This window comes from Limosilactobacillus balticus (assembly GCF_014145615.1).
In the GTDB taxonomy this organism is placed as follows: domain Bacteria; phylum Bacillota; class Bacilli; order Lactobacillales; family Lactobacillaceae; genus Limosilactobacillus; species Limosilactobacillus balticus.
The window spans coordinates 342,217-366,517 of sequence record NZ_JACIVH010000042.1 but is presented as its reverse complement, the minus strand read 5'-3'; the positions used below and the strand labels follow the sequence as shown (position 1 = coordinate 366,517).

Genomic DNA, 24,301 nt, shown 5'->3' with positions numbered 1-24,301 from the left:
TTATTTCCTCCTATATCTCGTGTAACCGACTAAGTGCTATTGTTACTTCGTGGTTAGCGTATCTTTCTGTAGCGTTTCGCTCACCGCTCGCATAATCAGCAGCTGCACAAGCAACATTTCCAACTCCAACCGTCTTCAAGACAAAAGCCGACTCAGGATAATTAATGCTTACGTGCTGCAGTTCGTGAGCCGAGTAGAACTCCGCTTGAATATTAAATACCTGAGCTAAATATTGAATTGCTGGTTCATTCTTTTTAATATCAATTGAGGCTATCTTTACAATTGATTCCCATAATAACTGATGTTTTGCGCAAAATTCAGCAAATGTTTGTTGCATCATCTCATTAGTGACATTCTTCCGACACCCAATCCCAAGGACATTAACCCGCGGAATAACGTGGATAGCATCTTTATTTTTAGCGAATCTAGAATGATCTGAAATGATAACTAACGGCACCCCATCTTGATGCTCATTTATCTTTGTTAATACTTCAAAGCCATCGAACTGCTTTACATAGTGTCGTAAGTAGGTTTCAATATATAGTTCAACCTTGTTACCTTCAGCTAATAATCGGTTTATTTTTTTCGTGTTTTCTTTAAAATTTGGGTACCAACCATTAACTCGTTTTGCCAAAATATCAAGTGATTGAACCTTTTCCGTATCTGTTGCGGTTGTAATAACAGGGGTTGCTCCTGTTAACCTAGCAATTAATCTTGTCCATTGATTTGCTCCGCCAACGTGTCCTGAAAGCAGACTAATTACGCTGTTAGCCTGCTCATCCATTACGATAACAGCAGGATCTACCGTCTTATCAACAATTACTGCTGCCAATGAACGGACTACAATCCCTGTTGCCATTATGCAAATAACACAATCATACTGTTTAAATAGTCGATGCATCGTCGCTGTAAATTCGCCCTTAGAATAATAATTTTCTTTCCCTTGAGCTAACCGTTGTGGTAAGACAACTTCCGTATGATATGTCTGTTCTTGTAAGTGTTCTTGCAATTGACGGGCAGTTTTCGCACCACCTGCTGTTAACGCTATGATCACAAACCGTTTCATTTTTACTTACTCTTTTTACGGAACATTGTACTAAAGCCTGCATCATAAAGGTGTGAGTAATTGTATTCATCCCCAAGGAACTTCCCAACCATAATCAATGCAGTTCGGCGAATATCGGCATCATGGACTTTTTCAGCTATATCTGCTAGTGTTCCACGGACAACTTTCTCATCAGGCCAAGTTGCCTTATAAATAACTGCAGCTGGCGTATCTGCTGGATATCCGCCTTCCTCAAGTTGTTTAACTACTTTTCTAATTCCCTGAACGGAAAGGAAAATTACCATTGAAGTTTGGTGCTGAGCTAATGACTTAAGTGATTCGCCTTCTGGTACTGGTGTGCGTCCCGCCATTCTTGTAATAATGACACTCTGTGCAACTTCTGGGACTGTATACTCAACACCCATACTTGAAGCCGCACCAAGAAATGAACTAACCCCAGGAACACATTGATATTTTATTCCGCGCTTTTTCATTTCTTCAATTTGTTCACGAATCGACCCATAAATTGAAAAATCACCAGTCTGTAGCCGTACGACTGATTTATCGTTTTTCACCGATTCTTCCATCCGGTCAACAATATCATCTAAGGTCATCTTCGCACTATCATACTTTTCAGCACCATCTTTGCAATAATTTAGTAAGTCCGTGTTAATTAATGAACCGGCATAAATTACCACATCAGCCTCTGATAATAATTTATATCCCTTTAACGTAATTAAGTCCGTTTCACCGGGACCTGCACCTACAAAACTTACAATTGCCATTTTAATCATCCTTTCTACTTTTGCGCGCTTACAATAATTGTTGGATTATTCGGCTTAAAGAAATGTCCTTTGCCTAACTTATGCCAGCGCAAAACACCTACTTCAATTAACTCAATCTCCTTAAATCCATTATCCTGCAATAATTTTTCAACCTGCATTGCATTCTCAAACAGAATGAAGTTTAAGCCAATTGCACCGCCTTCAGTTAAATGAGTGCTTGCAAAGCGAATAATTTCATTAAGATGCGCACCGCTACCGCCAACAAAGATTGCATCATATTTTTGATCTGGTATATCTGCTGGGGCGGTACCCTGAATTAATTTAATATTATTCAAGCCAAATTTATTTATATTTTGTTGAATAATATCAATACCATCCGAATTCATTTCAACTGCCGTTACAGCTAGTTGCTTAAATTCACGGGCAGCTTGAATGCTAATACTTCCAGTTCCTGCACCGACATCTAGCATCGATTTCTTATTACTTAAGTCTAGTTTGTCAATACTAATTGCCCGTACCTCTGATTTAGTCATCGGCACCTTATTTCTTAAGAACTCTTCATCACGCATCGGTAATAATCACCACATTCATCTCATAATCACGATTCTCAATCGTTTGCTCATCATACTTAGTTATTTGTTCATCAGGATAGCTAAGTTTCTCCCCCACGTAAATAATTCGATGGAGACCACGTTTTTTTATTGCCAGACCTATTTCGTAAGGGCCAATTACCTTATCCGTTACCATTCCTACTTTCGGATGTTTTAACAAAAAATCAAAGTCTGGCACACGACCATGACTACTTGTTAGGTAACAGTCATTCATCGATATTTGTAATTGGTGAAACATATATTGAACTGAACTAATCCCCGGAACAATTTTGACTTTCTGGTCACTTAATTGGTTTCTTATCCAAGTTCCAATACCATATAAGAGCGGATCACCAGACGCAAGCAACACTATGTTCTTTTGCGGATTAGCTTGTACGTAATCTTTTAATTCAGCTAACCGAGGTAGTTTCATGTGTTTTTCCGCCATATCTGGAAAAATAGCTAATTGTCGTGATGAGCCAATCACCACATCCGCTTGGGCTAGACATTTGTGTGTTCCTTGCAGCATGTATTCTTGATCACCTGGACCGATTCCTAATACTGTAATCATTGCCACTCACCCTTGATCTCTTGAAGCGGTTTGCTTGCAGCTAAGAAGCCGCTCTCACGAGAAAATATTACTGCATCAATTTCAACGTGTGGTTCACGATGAGCAAGCAATTTTTCTGCACGCAACTTAATCTTATCGGCAATCATCTGGTATACCTCTTGATAACCGGCTTCATCAATCATTTTAATCATTGAAATTGTTGTTAAACACTGGTTAATCTTTCGTAAAAATGCTGTTGGCACGCCACCCATTAAAGCAAGGTTAGCAACCATTATTTCAGCGCGAGCATCCGCATCTTTACTATGAGTAGAAAAAATTCCGCCAGCAACTTTAATCATTTTCCCTAAGTCCCCAACAATTAGCACTTTAGTAAAACCAAGCCGCTGAGTTTCATGTAAAACATAACCAACAAAGTTACTCATCTGTACGATCTTGGCACTCGGTATCCCAAGCTCATCCTTGGCGAAGTCCTCACCATAGTTTCCTGGAACTAATACAATAGTGTTATCGCTACGTTTTCTATGAATATTCATCTCAATTGAAATTGAATGTTTCCAACTCGATTCAGACATCGGAGTAACAACACCACTTGTTCCTAAAATCGAAATGCCACCAACGATTCCTAACCGCGGATTATAGGTAAGCTTTGCTATTCTTTCGCCTTCTGGAACCGAAATAACGATATCTACGCCGCGCTTCTCACCTACTTCTTCACGTGCCGCCGCCTTGATAACCCGCCGTGGTGTTGGGTTTATGGCTGGCATTCCGGGCTTATTGGCAAGACCTTCTTTAGTTACCCTACCAACGCCTTTACCGCCATCAAGATGAATCTCATTATCGTCACGTAGCTTTACCGTTGCAAAGATCAACGCGCCATCAGTTGCATCCTGGTCATCGCCGCCATCTTTTTTTATCGCGCAGCTTGCTTGTTGTTCGTCAAAATCCGTTTGCTCAACATCAAAAATTGCTGTTTTTCCATTAGCTGCATGTACCGTTACCGTCTCTTGCGGCTCCTGATTTAGTAATGTCCTAATTGCCGCTACCGTTGCTGCAGTCGCTGTTGTTCCTGTTGTAAATCCTTTCCGCAGTTTACGTCCGTTATAGTAAACGTAATTATCTTCTGAATTATTGTTTGGTGTGACGGCCATATTCATCACCTAACTTTTCAATATCCATGTTGTACATTACGGCATTAATCAGTGCCGCAGCCAGATTACTTCCACCCTTTCTACCGAGTGCTGCAATTGCCGGAATATTTGATTCATACAGTGCCTGCTTACTCTCAGCTGCCTCAACAAAACCAACCGGCACACCAATTACGGCTGCTGTTTCCAATTGGTTTTCATTGACCATCTCAATGATTTTGCAAAGGGCAGTTGGTGCGTTCCCAATAATAAATATTTTTTGTCGTGAATCATTAGCTGCTACTTCAACAGCGGCCATCGAACGGGTAATCCCCTTCTCTTTAGCCATTTCGATAACCCGAGGATCACGAATCAAACAATGATAGCTCACACCAAGTTTATCCAATCGCCGCTTATTAATTCCCGACAATGCCATGGTAGTATCAGTATAGATAACTCCCCGATTCATCAAGACACCTTTTATTTTTTCCAATACATTATGGGTAAACTTCAAATTCCTTAAATAATCAAAATCAGCAGTTGTATGGATTGCCCGTTTGATTACTGCTTCCTGTAACTGATTCTCAAATCGATAATCAGGGTCTATCTTTTCAATCTCTTCTTGAATAATTTGAAAACTCTTATCGGTTATTTGATGTGGAATTGTAATATAACTTTCTTTTTCCATCCTTCTCACTTCCAAACAATTAATAATCTAATAAGTTCAAAACATCCTAAGCTAAGCAATGATGCCATATATAACATCGTAATCGTCCGACTTAAATGCCAGTTAGCCGCAACTACTAGATGATTATTTCCAATATATGGCTTTTTTACTAACTCGCCAAAGTAATAGTGCGGGCCGCCCAGCTGAAGATGAAGTGCTCCTGCTACTACCGCCTCACTAAATGCGCTATTGGGACTTAAATGCTTCTCACAATCTCTTTTACCGACTGCAATTGCTTCGCTAGTATCATCACGAAGTATCCAACTGCTGATTATTAGGAAAAGCCACGTTAATCGGGCTGGGATGTAGTTTGCGATGTCATCCACCTTAGCGGAAAATTCACCAAAATCCCGATACTTTTCATTTCTATATCCAACCATCGAATCTAGCGTATTAATTGCTTTATACATTAATCCGAGAACCGGCCCGCCGATAACTAAAAACAGCAGTGGGGCGACCACACCGTCACTCGTATTTTCGGCAACCGTCTCAATTGTCGCTTTAGTAACTTCTTCAGCACTTAAATTCTCGGTATCACGACCAACAATCATGCCTACTTGGTAACGCGCTTTTTTGAGGTTTCCCTGCTTAAGACTTTTCATTATTTTTTCTGCTTCAATTGCTAATTGCCGAGCAGACAAACAAGTGTAACTTAAGTATGTCCCTACAATCATGTATAAATAGTAATTAAACATTGCTAATTGCATTACGACATAGGCTCCAAGACCAGTGCCACCGACCGTAATCAGCCATGTTGCTACGCCTAAGTATTTACGCTTTTTCCTAGAATACTCCGGCTTATTAAACTTCTTTGTTAACACTGCGATTAATCGTCCAATTGCTTTTACTGGGTGTGGCCAAGGATGAGGATCACCAATCAAAAGATCGAGGACAAACGCGAGCAACACTATAATTACAATGTTCATTGCATTTCAGCTCCTAAATTGCGCAAAAATTGAATAAATAATTGCTGATTTTGATAGAAATGAACGTGATGGTAGCTAGCAAACGTTCTTCTTACTTGATATCCACCATCCCATGCATCCACTATCTTGTTATCCCGAATTTTTTGCATATTGAGAACTGAAGTTAGATGCTTATCTAGGGGTGTAAACGTAGAATGGTGGAATTCATGTCCAATAATTTTTTGTCCCTTGTTTCCTAGCAAGCAATCTTGTTTAGGATAGGCAACACAATAGCCAAATTTCTTTAAACGCGAGGTCATTTGACTCTCACCATTAAAAATCCCAATCATTGAGTAATTCTTATTCTCTTCTCGTAATGTTTTTCCCAAGTACATCAGGCCGCCACACTCAGCATAAATTGGCTTTTGGGCTTGAGAAAATGCCATTATTTCGTTTTTCATTGCTACATTTGCGGCCAGCTGGGCAGCAAACTCTTCTGGGTAGCCGCCTCCAATATACAAAGCGTCCACATTAGGAAGCTTCTTGTCTTTAAGAGGGCTAAACGGAACTAATTCAACACCCGCTTTTTTAAGCAAGCTTAAGTTATCCGCATAGTAGAAGTTAAACGCCTTATCCTTAGCGAGGCCCAACCGGAGTTTTACCCTTATTTTGGAAAAAGGATTGCGATAAACATTAGTAAGCGGTCGGGCAATTTCAACTAATTGCTCAAGATCAATATGTTTCTTAACTTCTTCTGCTATTAATAAAATTTTTTTATCAATATTTGGCAGCTCATCATCTGGAACTAATCCTAACTGGCGTGATGGTAAACTCAATACTTCATTATGCGGTAGGTAACCTAAAACCGGTAAGTTCAAGTATCGATGAATCGCTCCTGCAATCAGTTCATAATGATTTTTGCTCATTACATTATTAATAATGACTCCCTTTATCGGTACAGCAGGATCAAACTCGATAAATCCCTTTAAGATTGCTGCGGCTGAAGTAGAAGTAGCACGCGCATTAATTACTAAAATAACTGGAATATTTAATTGTTTGGCGATACTAGCAGTCGAATAAGCATCTTTATCTGTCCCAAGTCCGTCATATAATCCCATAACGCCTTCAACAATTCCTAAATCAATCCCTTTTGTATCAGCTGTGAATAAATAATTTAACGTTGCTGGTTCAGGTACGAGATAATTATCAAGATTACGTGCGGGACGTTTAGTTATTCTAGTATGAAATTTTGTATCAACATAATCAGGCCCTACTTTATATGATTGAATTTTATACTGGTCGTTCAATGCTTTTAATATTCCAAGAACTGCTGTCGTTTTGCCTGAACCACTTGTTACCCCTGCAATCAAAACTTTTTTCATCGTTCATCACGCCCTAAAACTTTCTTTAGCGTATTCACAAGTAATACATTATCCTGCGGACCTTTTACTGCCACTCGATAATATTCTGATCCAAGTCCTTCATAGTCGTCACATTGACGAATTAAAATCCGTTGCCTTATTAACTTCTCTCTTAAGTCCGGATCAGAGCACTTGAACAGGAAGAAATTAGTAACACTAGGAAAGACTTTTATTGCTTTAATCTTTCTAAGTGCTTCATATAACGCCGGTTGCTGTACATCCAGCCATTGATGAGTTAACTCTATGTATCTCTTAGCCCTAAACATATTTTGGCCAAATACATCAGCGATTCCATTAACTGACCATGTATTTTCTTGGACTTTTATTAATGATTTCAACTTATCATTTTTTGTAATTCCATAGCCTAGCCTTAATCCCGGTATTGCAAAGAACTTAGTTGCAGCACAAACAATGTATACTCGGTCTTGATCCGTCAACTCGGTAACAAAGCTTGGCTGGCTACCAACTGTCAAATCGATAAAAGATTCGTCTAAAATTAACAATCGATGATGCTTATTACAAAAATTGGTAAGCATCCTTAAACCTTTAGGGGAAATTATCTGACCGGTAGGATTATTAGGACTAGTTAAACAAATGACGGTTATTTCATGATGAGCCCTCAGCAAATCAAGAAGGTTGTTCATCTTAAGAGTAAAATCATTCTTCTCTTGTAACTGATAATGGTGGACTTTTACTCCCGTCCGCTTAAATAAACGCTCATATTCGCCAAATGTTGGTGCTAATATTAATGCATCAGTCGCTTTTTCAGCCCTAATAGCTTCATCCAATATTTCAGTAGCGCCATTTCCAACAAACACATCATCTGCATCTACATCAAGCTGTCCTGCAATTGCTTTTTTCAATCCAGGATACTTTGGGTTAGGGTATACTTCGATATTAGCAAATGACTGTACTAATACATTCCAAAGGTCAGAAGGAAAACCTAGTGGATTAATATTTGCGCTAAAATCCTTTATCTCTTCAACAGGGACGTTTAATTTTTCCGCTACTTCCTCAATATTTCCGCCATGATGAATTTTACTCACAATACCACCGCCAGTTCTATAGTAAGCGTTTTCTTATACGCTAATTAGATTACGATGTTCGTTTAACAAGTTCAATAGTTAACAACATATATGACAAAGAAAGATTAATCATATTTGGATTAGTTAAGAAAAAATAATTATTAGTTTCTTGTAGTCCTCATTTTTGTCTTTTTTCGTAAAGCTATTAGTATATTTTTGTAATTTCCGTTAACTACCCTTTTATTTCGATGTGATAGCATTATATTTTTGAGTTTTTTAGCTGCTTTTAGTATTATTTAGTCGATTATTGTAAAATTAGCCGACTCATTATTGTTTAAGTAGTAAAATTAGAGCAAAATAGTGAAAGGATTAAGTCAAATGAAAATCTACACCAAGAATGGCGACAAGGGTCAAACAAGGATCATCGGAAAGCAAATCCTCTTCAAGAGTGATCCACGTGTTGAGGCATATGGAGAAATCGATGAGCTTAATTCATGGGTCGGTTATACTAGATCACTTTTAACCCCGCAAACAGCAAAGTTATCTAATGAACTAGAAGAACTACAACAACTGTTATTTGATTGCGGGCACGATTTAGCGACTCCTGCTGAAGACGAACGACATTCATTTGAATTTCATCAAAAAGAGCCAACAGCTTGGCTTGAACAAAAAATTGACACTTACACAGAAATAGTTCCAGCAGTAAAAAAGTTTATCCTTCCGGGCGGCAGTCAGGCAGCTTCTGCACTTCATGTTGCGCGAACAACTACTCGTCGTGCAGAAAGACGCATTGTTCTATTGATGCAGGAAGAAGAAATAAACCAAGACGTGTTAACCTTTATTAACCGCCTTTCTGATTACTTCTTTGCGGCAGCTCGATATGCCAACTATCTTGATCAAAAACAGGACGTACTCTACCGCAACAGCAAAGACGTGTTTCACTAGCCCCCCACAAAAAAAGAGAAATTACACTTCAGAATTAATCTGAGTGTAGTTTCTCTTTTACTTTACAAAAATATTTTGAAATTGTGGATGTGTTTCTAAATAGCTTTTAGCAAATGGACAGTTAGCCTTTACTTGGCGGTCCGCTCCTTCAACAAGCCACATTAGCGTTGTCATTATCTTGTTTGCGAGTCCTTGGCCGCGACATTCAGGAGCCACCGTAACTTCCTCAATCACTACCGGTTTTCCCTCTGAATTATCCAATGTGATTGTCGCAATCTTAGTTCCTGAACCATCTAGTAATGCCAATTCATTTGGTGAATAGCAGAAATTATGCCCCATATCAATACATGCTTGATAAGGCAAGTTACTCTCACCGATAAATTGGGCAAAATCTTTAATATCCTGAGCTAAACGGCTTGCAAGTTTTGCATCATGATTACGGCCATCCTTGAAGACTGATTGAACATTACCTATCGCAATTGTACAATTCATTACCCTCATCCCCAAGTACCGTAATACCTGGTGAAGGTGTGCATTAGCAATAATACCCCCCTTTTCGCCTGCAGAATCAGTCATTGCTAATACCGGTTTTCCTATCAAATGCTGGTTGGGCGAAGGAACTGAAAGAACATCCAATGCATTTTTCAATCCCCCTGGAATCGAATAATTATACTCCTGCGTCACAATTAATAATGCGTCAACACTATCTGTTGCTTTTCTAAATGCTTGCCATTCGATTGGCGGCTTTTTTTCTAAATCCGGATTATAGAACGGTAATATTGAGTAATTCAACTCTACAAACTCAAGACTAGTAGGAAGAGCAGTAAAATAATCAGCTACCTTTCGACTGTATGAATCTTTACTTAAGCTACCAATTAATACCCCAACTCTTGCCATTATAACCATTCCTTTCAAACTACTTACTTAGTCGCAGTTTCAACCAATCCTTTTGCAAATGTATTTAAGCGTTCAATATCTTCTTCATAAGGCTCTAAATCGATCTTCACTTTTTCAGCCCCTGATGTTGCCCCTGCCTTTTTAAATGCTTCATCAAAGTGATCAACGGTTGTATTAAAATATTCACCATAAAATTTATCGCCTGAGCCTGCAACTCCATAGACCTTGCCCGTCAAATCCGTTTCCTGGAGGTCATCATAAAAATCTAGTCCCTCTTCGGGCATTGCGCCTTCGTCATATGTATATGCGCATACAACTAAAATATCGGCCTTGGCAAACTCAGTAACGTCCGTCTGAGAAATCTCTGACTCAATCACTTTTACATTTAATTTCGTTAAACTATCACAAACAATATTTGCAACTTCCTCATTATTGCCAGTCATTGTGGCATAAACTACATGTGCCGTTAACATTTTGTATTCCTCACTTAATTATTTAATATTCCATGGCTATATGTAACCGCTTTTATTATAATACAGTTAAATAGTATAATTTTATAGAATTTACCGGAGGCAGTAACATGAAAAGGACTATGTTTATTGGTGCAATCGCTTGTGGAAAAACAACACTTACCCAACGTTTAGAACATCAGCAAATTAGATATAACAAAACGCAAGCTGTTGAGTTCACTTCAAATATCATTGATACACCAGGTGAATACATGGAACACCACAATATGATGAGCACGCTCCGTGTAACTTCAATGGATGCGGATATCGTGGTTTTATTACAAAGTGTTGTTGATAAGCGATTGGTTTTCCCTGCTGGTTTCTGCTCAATGTTTAGTAAGCCAACAATCGGCGTTATTACTAAAATTGATTTGGTAAATGACCCAGCTGATATTGAATATTCAAAAAAACTATTGCTTAGTGCCGGAGTCAAAAAGGTTATCCCCATCTCCGCCGTTAAAAATATCAATATCGATAAATTGCTTGCAGAACTTAACTAATCAATATACACAAGTGATTTATTAAATGACTATTCCAAATTATATATAATCCTGCTAAAACATATACAATCTTACTTCCATAATTACCATATTTTTCTAATAATCCTGCAATCGGACCAAATGAAACAATTGTTTTCCCTAATAAGATAAGGATAACTGAACAAATTGTAAAAATTATTCCAATCTGGAGTATTTCCAGCCACGATAAATTTACCGCCCAAGGAATATAAACGGCTAAGTTATCACCGCCAAGGCTTAAACAAAACAAGAATAATGATATAAAGCCAGTGTTAATATTCTCATTATCATCGTCATTTTGACCGAATACTGCTAGAAAAATTAAAACGATTCCCATAAAGCCCGTAATCCAGTCAGGGAAAAGCGCTGCTAAACCTTTTCCTAACACCACCCCTAAAATCCATAACGTAATCGTTGCTGTAACAAAAGCAATAATTGGCAATCGATAGTTATAGTTTCGTAAAACGAATAACAGGGCAATGAAAGTATCAATGTTCAACCCGATAAAAATCATTAGGACTGCCAAAAGATTCATAATTTACCAATTCCTTTAAGTGGCCTGTTATAATAACATACCTTCTGCTTTCCAGTCACCGGATCAACTTGAATTTTACTCACACTCAAATTTCGCGGATTCTTAAAAGCAGCACCGTCTGTGTTATTCAAACACAAAGAGATAATATTTTTGATTACCCAGCCGTGTGTCACAACTAAGATTGTTTGACTAGGATATTCTCGTGAAATTTCAGTAACAAACGTCCAGATTCTCTTCCGTGCATGTGCGAAGCTTTCACCATTGTTGATTTCAATCGAGTGCGGATAAACATCATTGGTTTCCGAATCAAAATATGTTGTGTACTGCCTTTTCAAATCAGCAATCGCCGTTCCGTTCCACTGTCCATATGAGATTTCTGACAGTCGTGAATCAACCCGCACATTAATATTGGTGTGATTACAAATGATTTTACTGGTTACTAATGCTCTTTTTAACGGACTAGTGTAAGCAAAATCAATTTGGTTATGCTTTAACACTTCTTGATAGGCTTTTGCATCTGCAATGCCCTGCTCTGTTAGTGTTGCAAGCCTATTATTTAGCGTTCCCTGAATATAATTTAGCTGATTCGCATAAGTTTCACCATGACGGATTAAAAGAAGAGTTGTCATTACTATCACCTAAAATAATTATGTATAAATAAAGCAGTTAATAATGTTACCGCTTTACTTATTTTAATCATATCGTAAGATGGGCAAAAGCTTAACCGTAAAATTAAGCTTTTGCCCATCTTTACTCAAGTATTCAAACAACTTAAATTACTTTTCTAGGTACAGATACTTTAACTGTTCAACCATTGAATTACTAATTTGCAAGACATCATGTAAATAATTTTGCATTCCGCCATATTTAGAATTGATTAGAGAGATTGCCTGATCATAATAACACTTGTTAGCTGTTGAAAGATCATAAATTGAGTGCAAGTAATTCTCACCCAGATCAGCCTCCACAGCAAAGCGTAACCGTTCCTTTATTCTTTTAACAGAAGTTTTATTAGTTAAAATATAATCCTCATAAATTGTGGATTCCGGAACACCTAGCAAACTTAGCAAGTAAATAGCTGCTAGCCCTGTTCGATCTTTTCCCGCCGAACAATGAAACAAAATTCCGCCTTGCGTTGAATGCAGGCATAGTTTTTTTATAAATTGATGAAAAGCTTCCTGCGCTTGCTCATCAGTAACAAATTGGTGATACACAGATAGCATCCGATTAAATCCCGCTCGCGGATCTTTGGAAAATACTTTCCGCGCTTCAATAATGTCAACGTTGCTCTCAGTAATATCATTATCAAATACTGGTATTCGAATATACTTTATCAATGATGTTAATTGGTCCGGATACAATGCAACTTCTGATGTTGAGCGGAAATCAATCACTGCCCTTATGCCATACCTATAAAGTTCTCGTTGCTCAAATCGATCAAAATAGGAGAGATGCGCAGAACGAACGAGAGTGTTCCATTTTAAGACCTGACCGTTTAGCGTCTTATACCCGCCAAGATCACGAAAATTAAAACCGTTATTAAACGTCAAGATCCGCTGGTGCGTCGTCATTTTGCATCCCCCTCCTTTCTAAAGAAGTGCATTCATACAATTTACTGAATGAATACACTTCTAAACTATGTTCGTGTAATCTCAGGAACATCAAAACCTAGTAATGCATGTAGTTTATCAACAACATGACGCAAAGCCGATTCAACCTCGGAAACTTCACCGACGATAACAACTGATCCACTAAAACGATCAATAAAACCTAACGTAACGTTACTGGATTTTGTTGCAATATCACCAGCAATAATTGATGCTTCACTAGGCGTAATTGTTAGAATCCCAAGTGCATTTTTAGGTGTCTGAATTCCCAATTTTTCGTAAATATCTGGCGTAGGATTGGCTACAATATGGGCTAATGTCACCTGCTTACCTGGAACATATTCTTGAATTGTTCGTTGAATATCCTGTCTAGCCATAACACCATCCCTATCCTACTGTTGCTGAGTTACATTCATTACATCACGAGCAATAATGATCTCTTCGTTTGTCGGAATAACTGCAACCTTAACTTTACTATCCGGTGCTTCAATACTAAGCGCATTCTGCTTATTTTTTTCTTCATCAATCTTAACCCCAAGATAATCAAGGTTTTTACAAATTTGACTACGAATATAAGCAGCATGTTCGCCAATTCCCGCAGTAAATACTAAGGTGTCTAATCCGTCAAGGTCAGTTGTATAAGCACCGATATATTGCTGAATCGAGTGAACAAATACATCTAATGCTAACTGAGCACGTTCATTACCATTTTTAGCCGCACTTTCAATTTCCCGTTCATCATTAGAAATTCCTGATAATCCCTTTAAACCGGAATCTTCATTCATGATTCGGCGCATTTCGTGAGAATCAATGTTAAGTTCTTCTTCTAAAAATGGAATTATTTCTGGATCAATATCACCACAACGGGTTCCCATTACAACCCCTGCTAAAGGTGTAAAGCCCATTGATGAGTTAACTGACTTCCCGTCTAAAATTGCTGAAACGCTCGATCCATTACCCAAATGGCATGTAATCATGCGACGTGTCTTTTCTTTTCCAAATAATTCCCGTGCCTTTTCAGAAACATATTGGTGGGAAGGAGCATGGAAACCGTAACGTCTGATTTGGTACTTCTCATAAAACTCATATGGTAAAGCATACATATAAGCTTTTTTCGGAATAGTATGATGGAACGAATTATCGAAAGTCACAACTTCTTTTGCATCAGGAAGAAATTTTTCAAATGCTTTAATTCCTGCTAAACCATTAGGATTATGCAATGGAGATAGCACTTTCAATTCATCAATTCGTTTTTCTACTTCTGGAGTGACTGCTACTGCATGAGTATAGTAGCTTCCACCATGTGAAATTCGGTGTCCTACACCATAAATTTCAGATTTATCCTTAACAACACCACTGGACATTAAAATATCAATAATCTGATCAATTGCCTCTGAGTGATTTTTTAGCGGAACTTGTCTAGTTTCACTCGTTTTGTCAGTTTTGTACGAAAGCTGGCTTGTAGAAGAACCAAGATTTTCAGCAGAGCCACTAATTAATAATTTTTCTTCTGGCATTAAATAAAGTTTGAACTTAATTGAAGAACTACCAGAATTAATTGCAAGTATTTTCTTAGACATCAAATCACTCCAAATAAACTAAATTAACGAATTACTGCTTCGTAAACCATCTTTAAATCATCATCTGAAGGAACTACTGGATTACCAGGGAATGTTGCATCTTTCTTTGCATTTGCAACAACAGTATCAGCTAATTCTTCAGCTTTAGCAGGATCAACGCCGAATGCTTGAAGAGTCATTGGACAATTCATTTGACGTGCCATTTCCCGAATTTTAGCAATTAGCCGCTTTACTGCAAGACGATCACCTACGCCTGGCGCAGCGATTCCAGCTTTCTTAGCAGCAATTGCAAACTTATGCAATGCTTCTTCACTGTGTTCAGCATTATATGCAACAACATATGGTAATAGCATTGTATTAGCCAAACCATGTGGGACATGGAAGTTAGCTCCCAATTGGTGTGCAATTGAGTGGCAAATCCCTAATCCAGCAATATTAAATGCAGTTCCAGCAATATTTGATGCTTCATGAACAATCTTACGAGCATCTACATTATCGCCGTGACGATAACATTCAACTAAGTGTTTAGTAATCGCATCAATTGCTTCTTCTGATAATGCAACTGTAAATAAGTTTGCATCCTTAGCAACTAAAGATTCAAGTGCATGGGTTAAAACATCCATTCCTGAATATGCAGTTACACTCTTAGGAGCAGTCATAACTAGTTTAGGATCTAGTAAAGCACAATCAGGTGTCAAATAGTCTTCCAAAATAGGAATTTTACGATGTTCTTTTGTATCAGAAATAACCGCAGTATTCGTAACTTCTGAACCAGTACCACTTGTTGTTGGGATAGCAATATATTCATTGATCTTGCATTTACCTAACTTTTCACCAAAGAAACGAATTCCTTTACCAGTATCCATGGCTGACCCACCACCGATACCAATCACAATTGTTGGCTTAAGCTTAAGGAACTGTTGAACCCCTTCCATAATTTTATCTAGTGGTGGATCAGGGACAACATCAGAGAAGATTTCACACTTATTGCTATTATTAATGTGATTCTCAATTTCTTTTAAGGTATCACTACCAGGTAAGAAAGAATCACAAACTAATAAGATACGTTCATTATTAAGTGTCTCTAATTCTTTCAAACTATCTGTTCCCGAATAAATCCGAGTTGGCATACTATATTTTTCCATTGGAATTATGCCTCCCATTAATACCAGTTACGTACTGAGAATCCTTGTGGTGAGTTCAAACGAACCCGACGAGTAAATGTTCGTGCAGTACATGTTCCTTCACCAGTTGGTGTAGCAATTGTTAATGCTGAAGCACCTGAGTGAGCACCATTATCAGCAACACCAGTACCAACATAGGAAGGACCATTAACAACAAAGATTGAACATTGCATCCGGTGAGCAGCATTATTAATATGCTTAAGGTTATTGGAATGAATAGTAGCCGTGTGATGATTACCCTTTTCAACTTCAACAGCAGTCTTCAACACATCATCAAATGTTGGGCAAGAAACAACTGGCAAGATTGGCATAAGCATTTCGGTCATTACCAATGGGTGTTCCTTAGGAAGTTCACAAATAATTTCAACTGGATGACCTGTGTAAGGAATATTAGCTTGGTCTAGGATGTAAGTTGCGTCCTTGCCAACAAACTTACGATCAGGAGTACCATTTTCCTGGATACACATATCAGCTAATTTATCGGCTTGTTCACGGTTAACTACAAAGGCACCTTCATCTTGCATCTTACGGATTAATTCATCTTTAATGCTGCTTTCTGCAACTACTTCCTTTTCAGCAGTACATAAAATGTCATTATCAAATGAAGCAGACTTAATAATATTATGAGCAGCTAAATCAATATCAGCAGTAGCATCAACCATTGCAGGAGGATTACCAGGACCAGCACCAACCGCTTTCTTACCACTAGTCATTGCTTGATGAACAACAGCTGGACCACCAGTTACTGCTAACATTGCAATGTCAGGGTGTTTCATCATTTGTTGAACTGATTCAATTGTTGGTGTTTCAATACTTACAACCAAATTATGAAGACCTGTTGCATCAGCAATAAAGTCATTCATCTTCTCAATTGTCCAACGAGTAATATTCTTTGCACCAGGGTGAGCACCAAAATAGAGAGTATTCCCACCAGCAAGCATCATGATTGCATTAGCGATTACAGTTTCTGAAGGATTTGTACTTGGGCCAACCGCACCAATAACACCGTATGGCAGCCGTTCATACATAACCATTCCACCGTCACCGTTTTCTACAACTGGTTCAAGTATCTCAGGACCAGGAGTGTTGTATAAGGCGTTATTTAACTTAGCAATTTTAGCCTCTACAGTTCCCATTCCTGTTTCTTCTTTAATATCCTTAGCCATCTTTTCAATATATGGACGGAACCCTTCCTTAATGGCATCAATTACTTGTTGACGAACAGCAATTGACTTGTCACGATATACTTCCTGAGCAGCCTTGGCAGCAGCAATTGCGTCATTGACATTAGTGAAAATTCCACGATGACCATCATCAGTAGTAACTGCAGCATTTGTACTTGAAGAGCTGGCATTGTCTAGTTCTTCAGCAAGGATTTTGCGTACAGCACTTTCAATATCATTAATTTGCATATCTACTTACTCTCCTTCAAAAATTCTGCAACAGCAGCTTCACAGATTGATTGATCTTCTTCAACCAATCCACCACTAACACCGATTGAGCCGATAATTTCACCGTTAATCTTCAATGGAATACCACCTGCAAAAGATGCTAACTTACCATCAAGCATTGTTTCCATTTGGTACAATCCGGCACCTGGTTGGATATCCTTACTAATATCCTTAGTAGGTTCCTTCATTGCCAATGCTGACCATGCCTTCTTAGGAGCTAAAGTACAACTTACTAAGTTAGCATTTGGCATATGATAGCTCATCTGTAATACTTGATCAGCCTTCATAATGGCAATTGTTACACCAACACCCAATTCATTAGCACGAGTTACAGCCGCATCGATTACCTTTTCCATTTTGTGCCGATCAAATAGATTTTTAGAAGCATTATTATTGATTACGCTTTCAACAATCTTACTAATTTGTTCCTCGTTCATTCTTAACGCACATCCTTTTCTTCTTGATAACGTTTATAAATTTTTAATACGTCATCAGTTACACTATTCAATAAATCTTCATAGTCTTCATCACGCGCTACAATATATAAGAAATCCGATAAACGGTTAATATATCTTTCTAGCTCTGGACGAAATTTTACATCCTTTGATAATCGTACAAAGAGTCGTTCTGCTCGACGACAGATTGTTCGACAAACATGAAGTTGTGCACCCGCAGTACTTGAACCAGGTAAGATAAAACTATGAACAGGTGGCAGTTCCGATGTATATTTATCAATAACCTCTTCAAGTTTTCGAGTATCTTCATCGGTAATAATCTTACTTTTATCAGTAAAATACTGCCGTTTCTCTGTCGCTATCTCACCTTGAAGGAAAAACATTTTATATTCGATTTCTTGTAAAAGTTTCTTATTACGTTCACTTTCACAAAACTTATCTGCCAAACTAATATTAGCGTTTAATTCATCAAAGGTTCCATAAGTTTCAACTCGTAATGAATCCTTAGGTACCCTTGTTCCATCGAATAAACTTGTTTCTCCCTTGTCACCACCTTTTGTGTAAATAGCCATTTCGATGCCTCCAATGCACACTACTTATCAAAACGGTCAATTATTCCAACAATCGTACAGTCATTAACGTCCCTTACTTGGTCCTCGTCGCGCTCTTTATCAGCACGCCTTGCACCAGCACCACGAACTATTAATACATTATCGCCAATTCCAGCATTTACTGTATCAGCGGCAACTTGTTCAAATCGAACTGGTTGTTGGTCTGAATTAATCTGTTGAACTATCATCAGCTTTTTTCCAACCAAGGATGGATCCTTTTGGGTTGCAACAACACTACCTACTACTCTCGCCATATACAATTTTCTTCAGTCCTAATCTTTATTTTAATTTTTTTATAGTTACAGACATCAACTGCTTCATCTGTAATACGTTGCTTTTGATATCTAACAAGAATTGATTTATCTGGTTTAGCAGCGATCTCTTCTCTGGTAATAACCCGATTATAACTGGCAATCACTGGCGATTCGTTATTCACAACAAACAAGATCGGCCAGTCCAAAATCATCATCCGTGGAATAAAATTAACCATCTGTTCATTAACTAAAAAGTAAAATTTAACATCATAGCTAATTCCTTCTAATACCCATTTAATCCAAGCATTAGTCTTTTCCATTGAATATAAGTCCGTTATTAACTCAATCGAAACATTTTTTAGGATAACTTTCCCGTTTTTCAAAAAAATCTGTTCACTAGGCGGGGCAACTTGATGATTAAAAGTAACTTCTACACTTGTATGTTTCCGTTCTTCTAACCGTTGCATAACCTGTTGTACTAGGTTATCCATCTATTCACCCCCTTGGTAGTTTCTTAAAAAGTTAGTTTTTCTTCTTGATAATAACTTTTCCGAAAGAATTATTGCCTAGTCCGACATTAGCAGCATTTGCTTCATCAGTATCAATGTGCATTTCAAGAACAAAGTCTTCACGAGGACGAGCAACTACATCATCAAAAATAGTTTTACGTCCACCATCGCCGTCTACTTCAACCTGCATTGAATCTCCGAGTTTTACACCAAAACGCTTAGCATCCTCTAAACTCATGTGGATGTGTCGTTTTGCAACAATTACACCCTGGATTTCAATTTCCGCATATGGCGAGCGAACCTTAATTGAAGGAGTACCATCAAGGTCACCCGACATTCTAATTGGTGCATCAACTCCTAGTGTAAAGTTTTCTGAACGAGCGATTTCCACTTGTGAGTGTGAACGGTAGGGTCCCATTAGACGAACATGTTCAATGGTGCCCTTAGGTCCGATCAGGTCAACTGTTTGCTTTGCAGCGAAATCCGCATGTTGACGAAGTTTCTTTAGCATTTCAATCTTCTGACCAGGGAATAACTTTTGAAAATCTTCTTCCGTCAAATGTACATGGTGGTTTGAAACGCCGATTGGAACTAGGTTAGGATTAAGTGTTTCTCTAACAATTGTCCGGATAAGTGTTCTTAATTGTTCTTCATCCATACGTAATCTTCCTTTTTATTAAAATTTTCTATTCAGCGTCTGAGTCTGATCCACCCGGTAAAATCTTTTCAACTTCTTCATGTGGACGAGGAATTACGTAAGACGATACAACTTCACCGACACCTTCAGCAGCTTGTACACCAGCATCAACGGCAGCCTTTACAGCACCAACATCACCACGAATCATAACAGTTACCAGTCCACTACCAATCTTTTCTTGACCAGTTAATGTTACATTTGCAGCCTTTACCATTTGATCAGCAGCTTCAATAGATGCAACTAATCCTCGTGTTTCAATCATTCCTAAAGCGTTATTCATAGTTATTTCCTCCTACTTTTTCTTTAATTCGTTGTAATGGATACACTTCTTATGCGGCTCTCCTAATTTCCGTGGACACTTCGGATCTCCGCACATATTGCATGTGACTTCATTCTCATCAGAGTTGATATCTTGTTTATCATTAGATGATCTTGAATCTTCAACTTCATCTTTCTCATCTAATGATTGCTCAGCTTGAACACTAGATTCATTAGAATTTTTATTTTTCTTTACTTCCTCTTCTTTAGTTGAGGATAGTTCAGCAACCGTTTTCTTCTCAGTAAGATCATTATTTTGTTTCTTTTCTGGATTTGGTTGCAATAAATCCGTTTTACCCAAGAAGTTCAACCCTGTTGCTGGACGACCTATTACCGCTGATGTTACATATACATCAGGTAAATAGTTTTTTACAGCTTGAACTGCAACTGTTATTGCTGAAAGTTCACCAGAAACTTGTAAGGTGACCCATCCATTACCTTTTGTATTTTGAATACTACTAAGCTCAACATCTGCAGTCTTGAGCATCCGGTCAGCAGCAACAATAGCGCCAGATAATCCATTACATTCTACATAGCCTAAAGACTTCATAGTTAAATCACCTGTTTGCTATTTCCTTAAAAGGAATTCCTTTTACTAATCTCGCCGCATTTGCTCCTAAAATCCGTAATTGCTTTCTATCATCAACTGTCATGTCGAATAAAGGATGCTCTTCCTTCAAGTTCTTATAGTGAACGATAAAATGATCTCCTTCAAAAGCAATTCCGACAGATAGTCGTGACGCAAGAGCTGATTGATATGCTCTTTCAATAGCACCATCTATATTGATTTTGCGAACTGAGACTGGGATCTGTTCTTCTTCAATTCCATAGAAAAGTGGCTTAGCACTATCTGGAATCGTTGTTCCATTTTTTAGTCCGACGACAATCGAGGGACGTTGTGAATCATCGTTGTTCATAACGCTTCCTTCTTTCTTCGCCATATCTTAAAATTAATCCAGTTGCAACGGCATTTCGTGGCCCTTCAATTCCACGAACGTTTCCACGACCAGCAACTAAATTGAAGTGTGCTAATTCATCGGTAACAAGTTGTGGAATTTCAAAATCTAAGGCTGACCCACCGACAATTACAACAAACGGAATATCCCGAATATTTCCTGTTGGACTAACATACTTAAGTGCTCGTACTGCATTAGTAACGAAGACTCGTTTCTTTGCGTTCTGACGAACTAGCTTAATTTTTTCAATACTTGGATTTCCTGTTACTGGCTCATATCCATCTGGTTTAATTACTACAACTTTTGCAAATAACGAAGATGGTAATGGATCTTCAAAAAATTGAACAGAACCATCTTCATGCCGGATCTGGAAAAGATTTTCTACTTTGGCTAATGGATAACGTTTAATATCTTCTGCAAGGTGAATATCATTCAACCCCAGTTCAGAATTAATAATCATCGTTACCATATCACCAGCACCGGCTAAATGTATTGCAACAGTCTCATCTTCTTTATTAATAATGGAAGCATCTGTTGAACCCGCTCCTAGATCAAGAATTGCAATAGGTTTATCTGTTCCCGGTGTCGTAAGTGCTCCGCGAATAGCAGATTCAACTTCAGCACCACCAATTTCAACCTTAGTATTAAATTCTTTTTCAATAAGCTTGGCAATGACTTCCATTTGAAGATGATCTGACTTAACCATCGCTGCAATTCCAACTGCTGACTCGTTTGAAAATTCACCAGCTAGACCACCTCGGACCTCAACCGGTACTTGAGTATCAACCGCAAGTAAATCTTGAATCGCAATCTCGTTATTTTTCTTTCCCGTAAGGTCTGCCATTGTTTGACGAACATTTTCCAACATTCCTCCAACATTGGTTCCAGACTCACCAGTTATATTGTTAATATGGCGAAAACTAGAAACCTTTTTCATAATAGCGTCAGCACCTTCAGAAACTCCGACTTCTTCTTTTCCGGTATCGCCATTAATTATGATCTTACCTGCCGGAATTACACGCGCTTTAACATCCCCAGCTGGAGTTTTAATAACAACAGCTGATCGATTCCCAATAAGGGCCCGTGAAACCGGAACAATATTCTTAGTCTCTTCTGGAGTTAGTCCAAATAAGGTAGCGATGCCATATGGGTTTGAAAGTTGTGAAATTACTTGTCCAGGGCCAGCAACTTCTACAGCTGCCAGCATATTTAACGGAACTTTGTCAATCATAGCAACTTCATCGACAATCGGAATTTTATGATTTAACCGATTATCAACTAAAACACCATCATCGTTTCTTAGAATTGCTGCTGTTATTTTATAACCAGAGGCGACATAAGCATTGATAAGTTTAGCAACGTCTTCAAAATCAATATCCTTAGGAACTACAACAATATAGTTTTTGCTTTTATCAGTTTTCTTTAAGAGATCAAGCAAACGAACTGTTATCCCAGCCCCTGTTCCTATACCACCTGGTGTATCAGGATTATGCCCAATCATTGTTGATTCTGTTACAACGGTTTCTGTAATAGTTTCCATTGCAACATCACCAATTACTGGTGTGGCTTCATTGATTCGAATTAAATCAATATCATCGATTGTCAGATTAGACTTATTCAGAACTTGAGTAATTGAATCTCTAATTCCAACTAGATTCTGCTTAGTACCTTTAATCCCAGTAGTAGGAGCAATACCAGAGTTAATAAAGTGAACTTGTCCACTATCGCTTACATCTGCTAATGCAACTTCAGTGGAAGAATTCCCAATATCAACACCAATTACTTTTTCAGTTGCCATATATAAAACTCCCTACTCTGACTAAAAAGCTTAGTTATCGCCTTTTAGCTTCTTACGACTTTCATAATAATCTGCAGCTTCTTCAAACCATGCTGCGCAAACATTAGCGTCATACTTGTCCCGTAATTCCTTTGCAATATCCAATAATTCTTGCTTAGTTGAACGGAAAGGACGCAATGCATCATACATTTCAAGAACACGTTCGTCAGGTACTCGTGTTAATTCTGCAGCTCGTTGAAGATTCTTTTGAATAGCTGGACGGCCAGCATTAGCTGCAATTTCACCTTGAAGTTTTAAGGCTTCTGGTGTAATACGCAATTCTTTAGGATCAACCTGGTTATTTACAACTTTTTGTAAAGTAATTTCATTAAGATTGTGTCCTTTCGGTGTTTTTACTAAATCACGATGCTTTTGATAAAGCGGATAATCATCTGCTGTCATTTCTTTATCAGCACTTGTAGTAGAAGTACCTGTAGAACTATCAGAAGATGAACCATTTCCCATTTGAGCCATGATCTTTGCTACTAAATCATCAACTTCACTCATCATTATGCCTCCTTAGTCAAACGTAACTTTAATTTCTTCTTCAGGCTTCCCAACAACAACTTGGTGAGTTTCACGAATGTGCATAATTGCTGAAATAGCTTGATAGTGAATACGAGCAAGTTGATCGTTTTTAGCTGGAACTGGTTCTGGAGATTCACCTTTAGCATACATAGCAGCATTCTTACCAATTGCACGATAAGTTTCGGGAGTAAGCACTGGAGCTTGTGGGAATAATTCGAGGTTACCAAGAGGATCTTGATCCTTTTGGTGAATAACTGTCGTACCCTTTGATTGGATACCAATAGCAATTCCTGAACCAGAAAGGTGATCACCCTGGACAGCACAGAATGCTACATCTGAACTCCGGTACACTTTAACTACCCGAGCCTTAAGTCCTTCTTCTTCAATACCAGCAATAACTTGACGAAGCACTTCTTTATGAGGAATACCAGTCTCTGTCTTATCAAGAACTGTTGCGAATGCAGGTCCGACTGCAATTACAACTTCATCCTTAGAATATCCAGGCTTTGCTTCTCCAACTGGTTGGAACCAGTCAAGTTTCTTTTCTGGAACAGCTTTACTATTTGGCTGTTGAACCTCTTGAGTTGCTGTTGCAGTGCTGTCATTACTTTTATCAAAGTCAATCTTAGTATCGATTTGATTAGTTTCACTTAAAACTTCTTTAACGATTTTCCGTAATAAGTTTTCATCAATATCAGCCATAACAGATTACCCCCT

At 38.2% G+C, this 24,301-nt stretch carries 31 protein-coding genes; 2 read left to right on the top strand and 29 right to left on the bottom strand.

Annotated elements, in window-relative coordinates:
- Window positions 1-10: 10 nt before the first annotated feature.
- The 9 genes from H5S10_RS02645 to H5S10_RS02605 are packed head-to-tail and all read right to left on the bottom strand — an operon-like array spanning window position 11 to window position 8,214.
- On the bottom strand, window positions 11-1,066 hold the full coding sequence (locus H5S10_RS02645) for a cobalt-precorrin 5A hydrolase (RefSeq protein ID WP_182588624.1): 1,056 nt from the start codon (window positions 1,064-1,066) through the stop codon (window positions 11-13).
- 2 nt (window positions 1,067-1,068) lie between these two features.
- Window positions 1,069-1,830, bottom strand: a complete 762-nt coding sequence (locus H5S10_RS02640; protein WP_182588623.1) for a cobalt-precorrin-4 methyltransferase — start codon at window positions 1,828-1,830, stop codon at window positions 1,069-1,071.
- A gap of 14 nt (window positions 1,831-1,844) precedes the next feature.
- Window positions 1,845-2,399 (bottom strand): decarboxylating cobalt-precorrin-6B (C(15))-methyltransferase, encoded by a 555-nt coding sequence (locus H5S10_RS02635; protein ID WP_182587106.1) that lies wholly within the window; start codon window positions 2,397-2,399, stop codon window positions 1,845-1,847.
- Complete coding sequence (locus H5S10_RS02630; RefSeq protein ID WP_182587107.1) at window positions 2,392-2,991, bottom strand: cobalt-precorrin-7 (C(5))-methyltransferase; 600 nt, start codon at window positions 2,989-2,991, stop codon at window positions 2,392-2,394. The genes H5S10_RS02635 and H5S10_RS02630 overlap by 8 nt, the downstream gene beginning before the upstream one ends.
- A complete protein-coding gene (gene cbiD / locus H5S10_RS02625; protein ID WP_182588622.1) occupies window positions 2,988-4,139 on the bottom strand; it encodes a cobalt-precorrin-5B (C(1))-methyltransferase CbiD in 1,152 nt (383 codons plus the stop codon). The genes H5S10_RS02630 and cbiD overlap by 4 nt, the downstream gene beginning before the upstream one ends.
- Window positions 4,117-4,803, bottom strand: coding sequence for a cobalt-precorrin-8 methylmutase (locus H5S10_RS02620; protein ID WP_182588621.1), 687 nt, complete (start codon window positions 4,801-4,803; stop codon window positions 4,117-4,119). The genes cbiD and H5S10_RS02620 overlap by 23 nt, the downstream gene beginning before the upstream one ends.
- A gap of 5 nt (window positions 4,804-4,808) precedes the next feature.
- Window positions 4,809-5,768, bottom strand: a complete 960-nt coding sequence (gene cbiB / locus H5S10_RS02615) for an adenosylcobinamide-phosphate synthase CbiB (RefSeq protein WP_182588620.1) — start codon at window positions 5,766-5,768, stop codon at window positions 4,809-4,811.
- Window positions 5,765-7,129: a cobyrinate a,c-diamide synthase gene (locus H5S10_RS02610; protein ID WP_182587111.1), complete on the bottom strand. Its 1,365-nt coding sequence runs from the start codon at window positions 7,127-7,129 to the stop codon at window positions 5,765-5,767. Before H5S10_RS02610 ends, cbiB begins: the two co-directional genes overlap by 4 nt.
- A complete protein-coding gene (locus H5S10_RS02605; protein ID WP_182587112.1) occupies window positions 7,126-8,214 on the bottom strand; it encodes an aminotransferase class I/II-fold pyridoxal phosphate-dependent enzyme in 1,089 nt (362 codons plus the stop codon). Before H5S10_RS02605 ends, H5S10_RS02610 begins: the two co-directional genes overlap by 4 nt.
- Before the next feature lie 357 nt (window positions 8,215-8,571).
- On the opposite strand from H5S10_RS02605, the gene H5S10_RS02600 reads away from it, so the two are divergent.
- Window positions 8,572-9,138: a cob(I)yrinic acid a,c-diamide adenosyltransferase gene (locus H5S10_RS02600; protein WP_182587113.1), complete on the top strand. Its 567-nt coding sequence runs from the start codon at window positions 8,572-8,574 to the stop codon at window positions 9,136-9,138.
- 57 nt (window positions 9,139-9,195) lie between these two features.
- Here the strand turns inward: H5S10_RS02600 and H5S10_RS02595 are convergent, their stop codons facing one another.
- The gene (locus tag H5S10_RS02595; protein WP_182588619.1) at window positions 9,196-10,035 is read right to left on the bottom strand and encodes an NAD(P)H-dependent oxidoreductase; all 840 of its coding nucleotides are present in this window, start codon (window positions 10,033-10,035) and stop codon (window positions 9,196-9,198) included.
- A gap of 23 nt (window positions 10,036-10,058) precedes the next feature.
- Window positions 10,059-10,508, bottom strand: coding sequence for a flavodoxin (locus H5S10_RS02590; protein ID WP_153709179.1), 450 nt, complete (start codon window positions 10,506-10,508; stop codon window positions 10,059-10,061).
- Window positions 10,509-10,615: 107 nt separating this feature from the next.
- Here H5S10_RS02590 and H5S10_RS02585 point away from each other — a divergent pair, with 107 nt between their 5' ends.
- Window positions 10,616-11,044, top strand: coding sequence for a EutP/PduV family microcompartment system protein (locus tag H5S10_RS02585; protein WP_182587115.1), 429 nt, complete (start codon window positions 10,616-10,618; stop codon window positions 11,042-11,044).
- Here H5S10_RS02585 and H5S10_RS02580 read toward each other — a convergent pair.
- From H5S10_RS02580 to H5S10_RS02495, 18 genes are all read right to left on the bottom strand, one after another.
- Window positions 11,037-11,597 carry a cadmium resistance transporter gene (locus H5S10_RS02580; protein WP_182587116.1) on the bottom strand — a complete coding sequence of 187 codons (561 nt, stop codon included), beginning with the start codon at window positions 11,595-11,597 and terminating at the stop codon, window positions 11,037-11,039. The genes H5S10_RS02585 and H5S10_RS02580 overlap by 8 nt on opposite strands.
- Window positions 11,594-12,226: a histidine phosphatase family protein gene (locus H5S10_RS02575; protein ID WP_182588618.1), complete on the bottom strand. Its 633-nt coding sequence runs from the start codon at window positions 12,224-12,226 to the stop codon at window positions 11,594-11,596. Before H5S10_RS02575 ends, H5S10_RS02580 begins: the two co-directional genes overlap by 4 nt.
- Before the next feature lie 147 nt (window positions 12,227-12,373).
- Window positions 12,374-13,168 (bottom strand): tyrosine-protein phosphatase, encoded by a 795-nt coding sequence (locus H5S10_RS02570; RefSeq protein WP_182587118.1) that lies wholly within the window; start codon window positions 13,166-13,168, stop codon window positions 12,374-12,376.
- A gap of 65 nt (window positions 13,169-13,233) precedes the next feature.
- Window positions 13,234-13,581: a BMC domain-containing protein gene (locus tag H5S10_RS02565; RefSeq protein ID WP_003675166.1), complete on the bottom strand. Its 348-nt coding sequence runs from the start codon at window positions 13,579-13,581 to the stop codon at window positions 13,234-13,236.
- Between the two features lie 15 nt (window positions 13,582-13,596).
- Complete coding sequence (locus H5S10_RS02560; RefSeq protein ID WP_182588617.1) at window positions 13,597-14,784, bottom strand: acetate/propionate family kinase; 1,188 nt, start codon at window positions 14,782-14,784, stop codon at window positions 13,597-13,599.
- Between the two features lie 23 nt (window positions 14,785-14,807).
- Complete coding sequence (locus H5S10_RS02555) at window positions 14,808-15,929, bottom strand: 1-propanol dehydrogenase PduQ (protein ID WP_182587120.1); 1,122 nt, start codon at window positions 15,927-15,929, stop codon at window positions 14,808-14,810.
- Window positions 15,930-15,946: 17 nt separating this feature from the next.
- Window positions 15,947-17,380 carry a CoA-acylating propionaldehyde dehydrogenase PduP gene (gene pduP, locus H5S10_RS02550; protein ID WP_182588616.1) on the bottom strand — a complete coding sequence of 478 codons (1,434 nt, stop codon included), beginning with the start codon at window positions 17,378-17,380 and terminating at the stop codon, window positions 15,947-15,949.
- 2 nt (window positions 17,381-17,382) lie between these two features.
- Window positions 17,383-17,856 carry a GlcG/HbpS family heme-binding protein gene (locus H5S10_RS02545; protein WP_182587122.1) on the bottom strand — a complete coding sequence of 158 codons (474 nt, stop codon included), beginning with the start codon at window positions 17,854-17,856 and terminating at the stop codon, window positions 17,383-17,385.
- A gap of 2 nt (window positions 17,857-17,858) precedes the next feature.
- Window positions 17,859-18,446, bottom strand: a complete 588-nt coding sequence (locus tag H5S10_RS02540; RefSeq protein ID WP_182587123.1) for a cob(I)yrinic acid a,c-diamide adenosyltransferase — start codon at window positions 18,444-18,446, stop codon at window positions 17,859-17,861.
- A gap of 20 nt (window positions 18,447-18,466) precedes the next feature.
- Window positions 18,467-18,739 carry a EutN/CcmL family microcompartment protein gene (locus H5S10_RS02535; RefSeq protein ID WP_003669182.1) on the bottom strand — a complete coding sequence of 91 codons (273 nt, stop codon included), beginning with the start codon at window positions 18,737-18,739 and terminating at the stop codon, window positions 18,467-18,469.
- Window positions 18,727-19,230 carry a PduM family microcompartment protein gene (gene pduM / locus H5S10_RS02530; protein ID WP_182587124.1) on the bottom strand — a complete coding sequence of 168 codons (504 nt, stop codon included), beginning with the start codon at window positions 19,228-19,230 and terminating at the stop codon, window positions 18,727-18,729. The genes H5S10_RS02535 and pduM overlap by 13 nt, the downstream gene beginning before the upstream one ends.
- A 31-nt stretch (window positions 19,231-19,261) precedes the next feature.
- A complete protein-coding gene (locus H5S10_RS02525; RefSeq protein WP_182587125.1) occupies window positions 19,262-19,906 on the bottom strand; it encodes a phosphate propanoyltransferase in 645 nt (214 codons plus the stop codon).
- 28 nt (window positions 19,907-19,934) lie between these two features.
- A complete protein-coding gene (locus H5S10_RS02520; RefSeq protein WP_003669187.1) occupies window positions 19,935-20,225 on the bottom strand; it encodes a BMC domain-containing protein in 291 nt (96 codons plus the stop codon).
- A 12-nt stretch (window positions 20,226-20,237) separates the two neighbouring features.
- The gene (locus tag H5S10_RS02515; RefSeq protein ID WP_182588615.1) at window positions 20,238-20,813 is read right to left on the bottom strand and encodes a BMC domain-containing protein; all 576 of its coding nucleotides are present in this window, start codon (window positions 20,811-20,813) and stop codon (window positions 20,238-20,240) included.
- 7 nt (window positions 20,814-20,820) lie between these two features.
- Window positions 20,821-21,204, bottom strand: a complete 384-nt coding sequence (locus H5S10_RS02510; protein WP_182587127.1) for a glycerol dehydratase reactivase beta/small subunit family protein — start codon at window positions 21,202-21,204, stop codon at window positions 20,821-20,823.
- Window positions 21,167-23,017: a diol dehydratase reactivase subunit alpha gene (locus tag H5S10_RS02505; protein ID WP_182588614.1), complete on the bottom strand. Its 1,851-nt coding sequence runs from the start codon at window positions 23,015-23,017 to the stop codon at window positions 21,167-21,169. The genes H5S10_RS02510 and H5S10_RS02505 overlap by 38 nt, the downstream gene beginning before the upstream one ends.
- Before the next feature lie 30 nt (window positions 23,018-23,047).
- A complete protein-coding gene (locus H5S10_RS02500; RefSeq protein WP_182587165.1) occupies window positions 23,048-23,563 on the bottom strand; it encodes a diol dehydratase small subunit in 516 nt (171 codons plus the stop codon).
- Window positions 23,564-23,575: 12 nt separating this feature from the next.
- Entirely contained in the window at window positions 23,576-24,286 is a 711-nt protein-coding gene (locus H5S10_RS02495) for a propanediol/glycerol family dehydratase medium subunit (RefSeq protein ID WP_003669197.1), read from the bottom strand.
- Window positions 24,287-24,301: the final 15 nt, after the last annotated feature.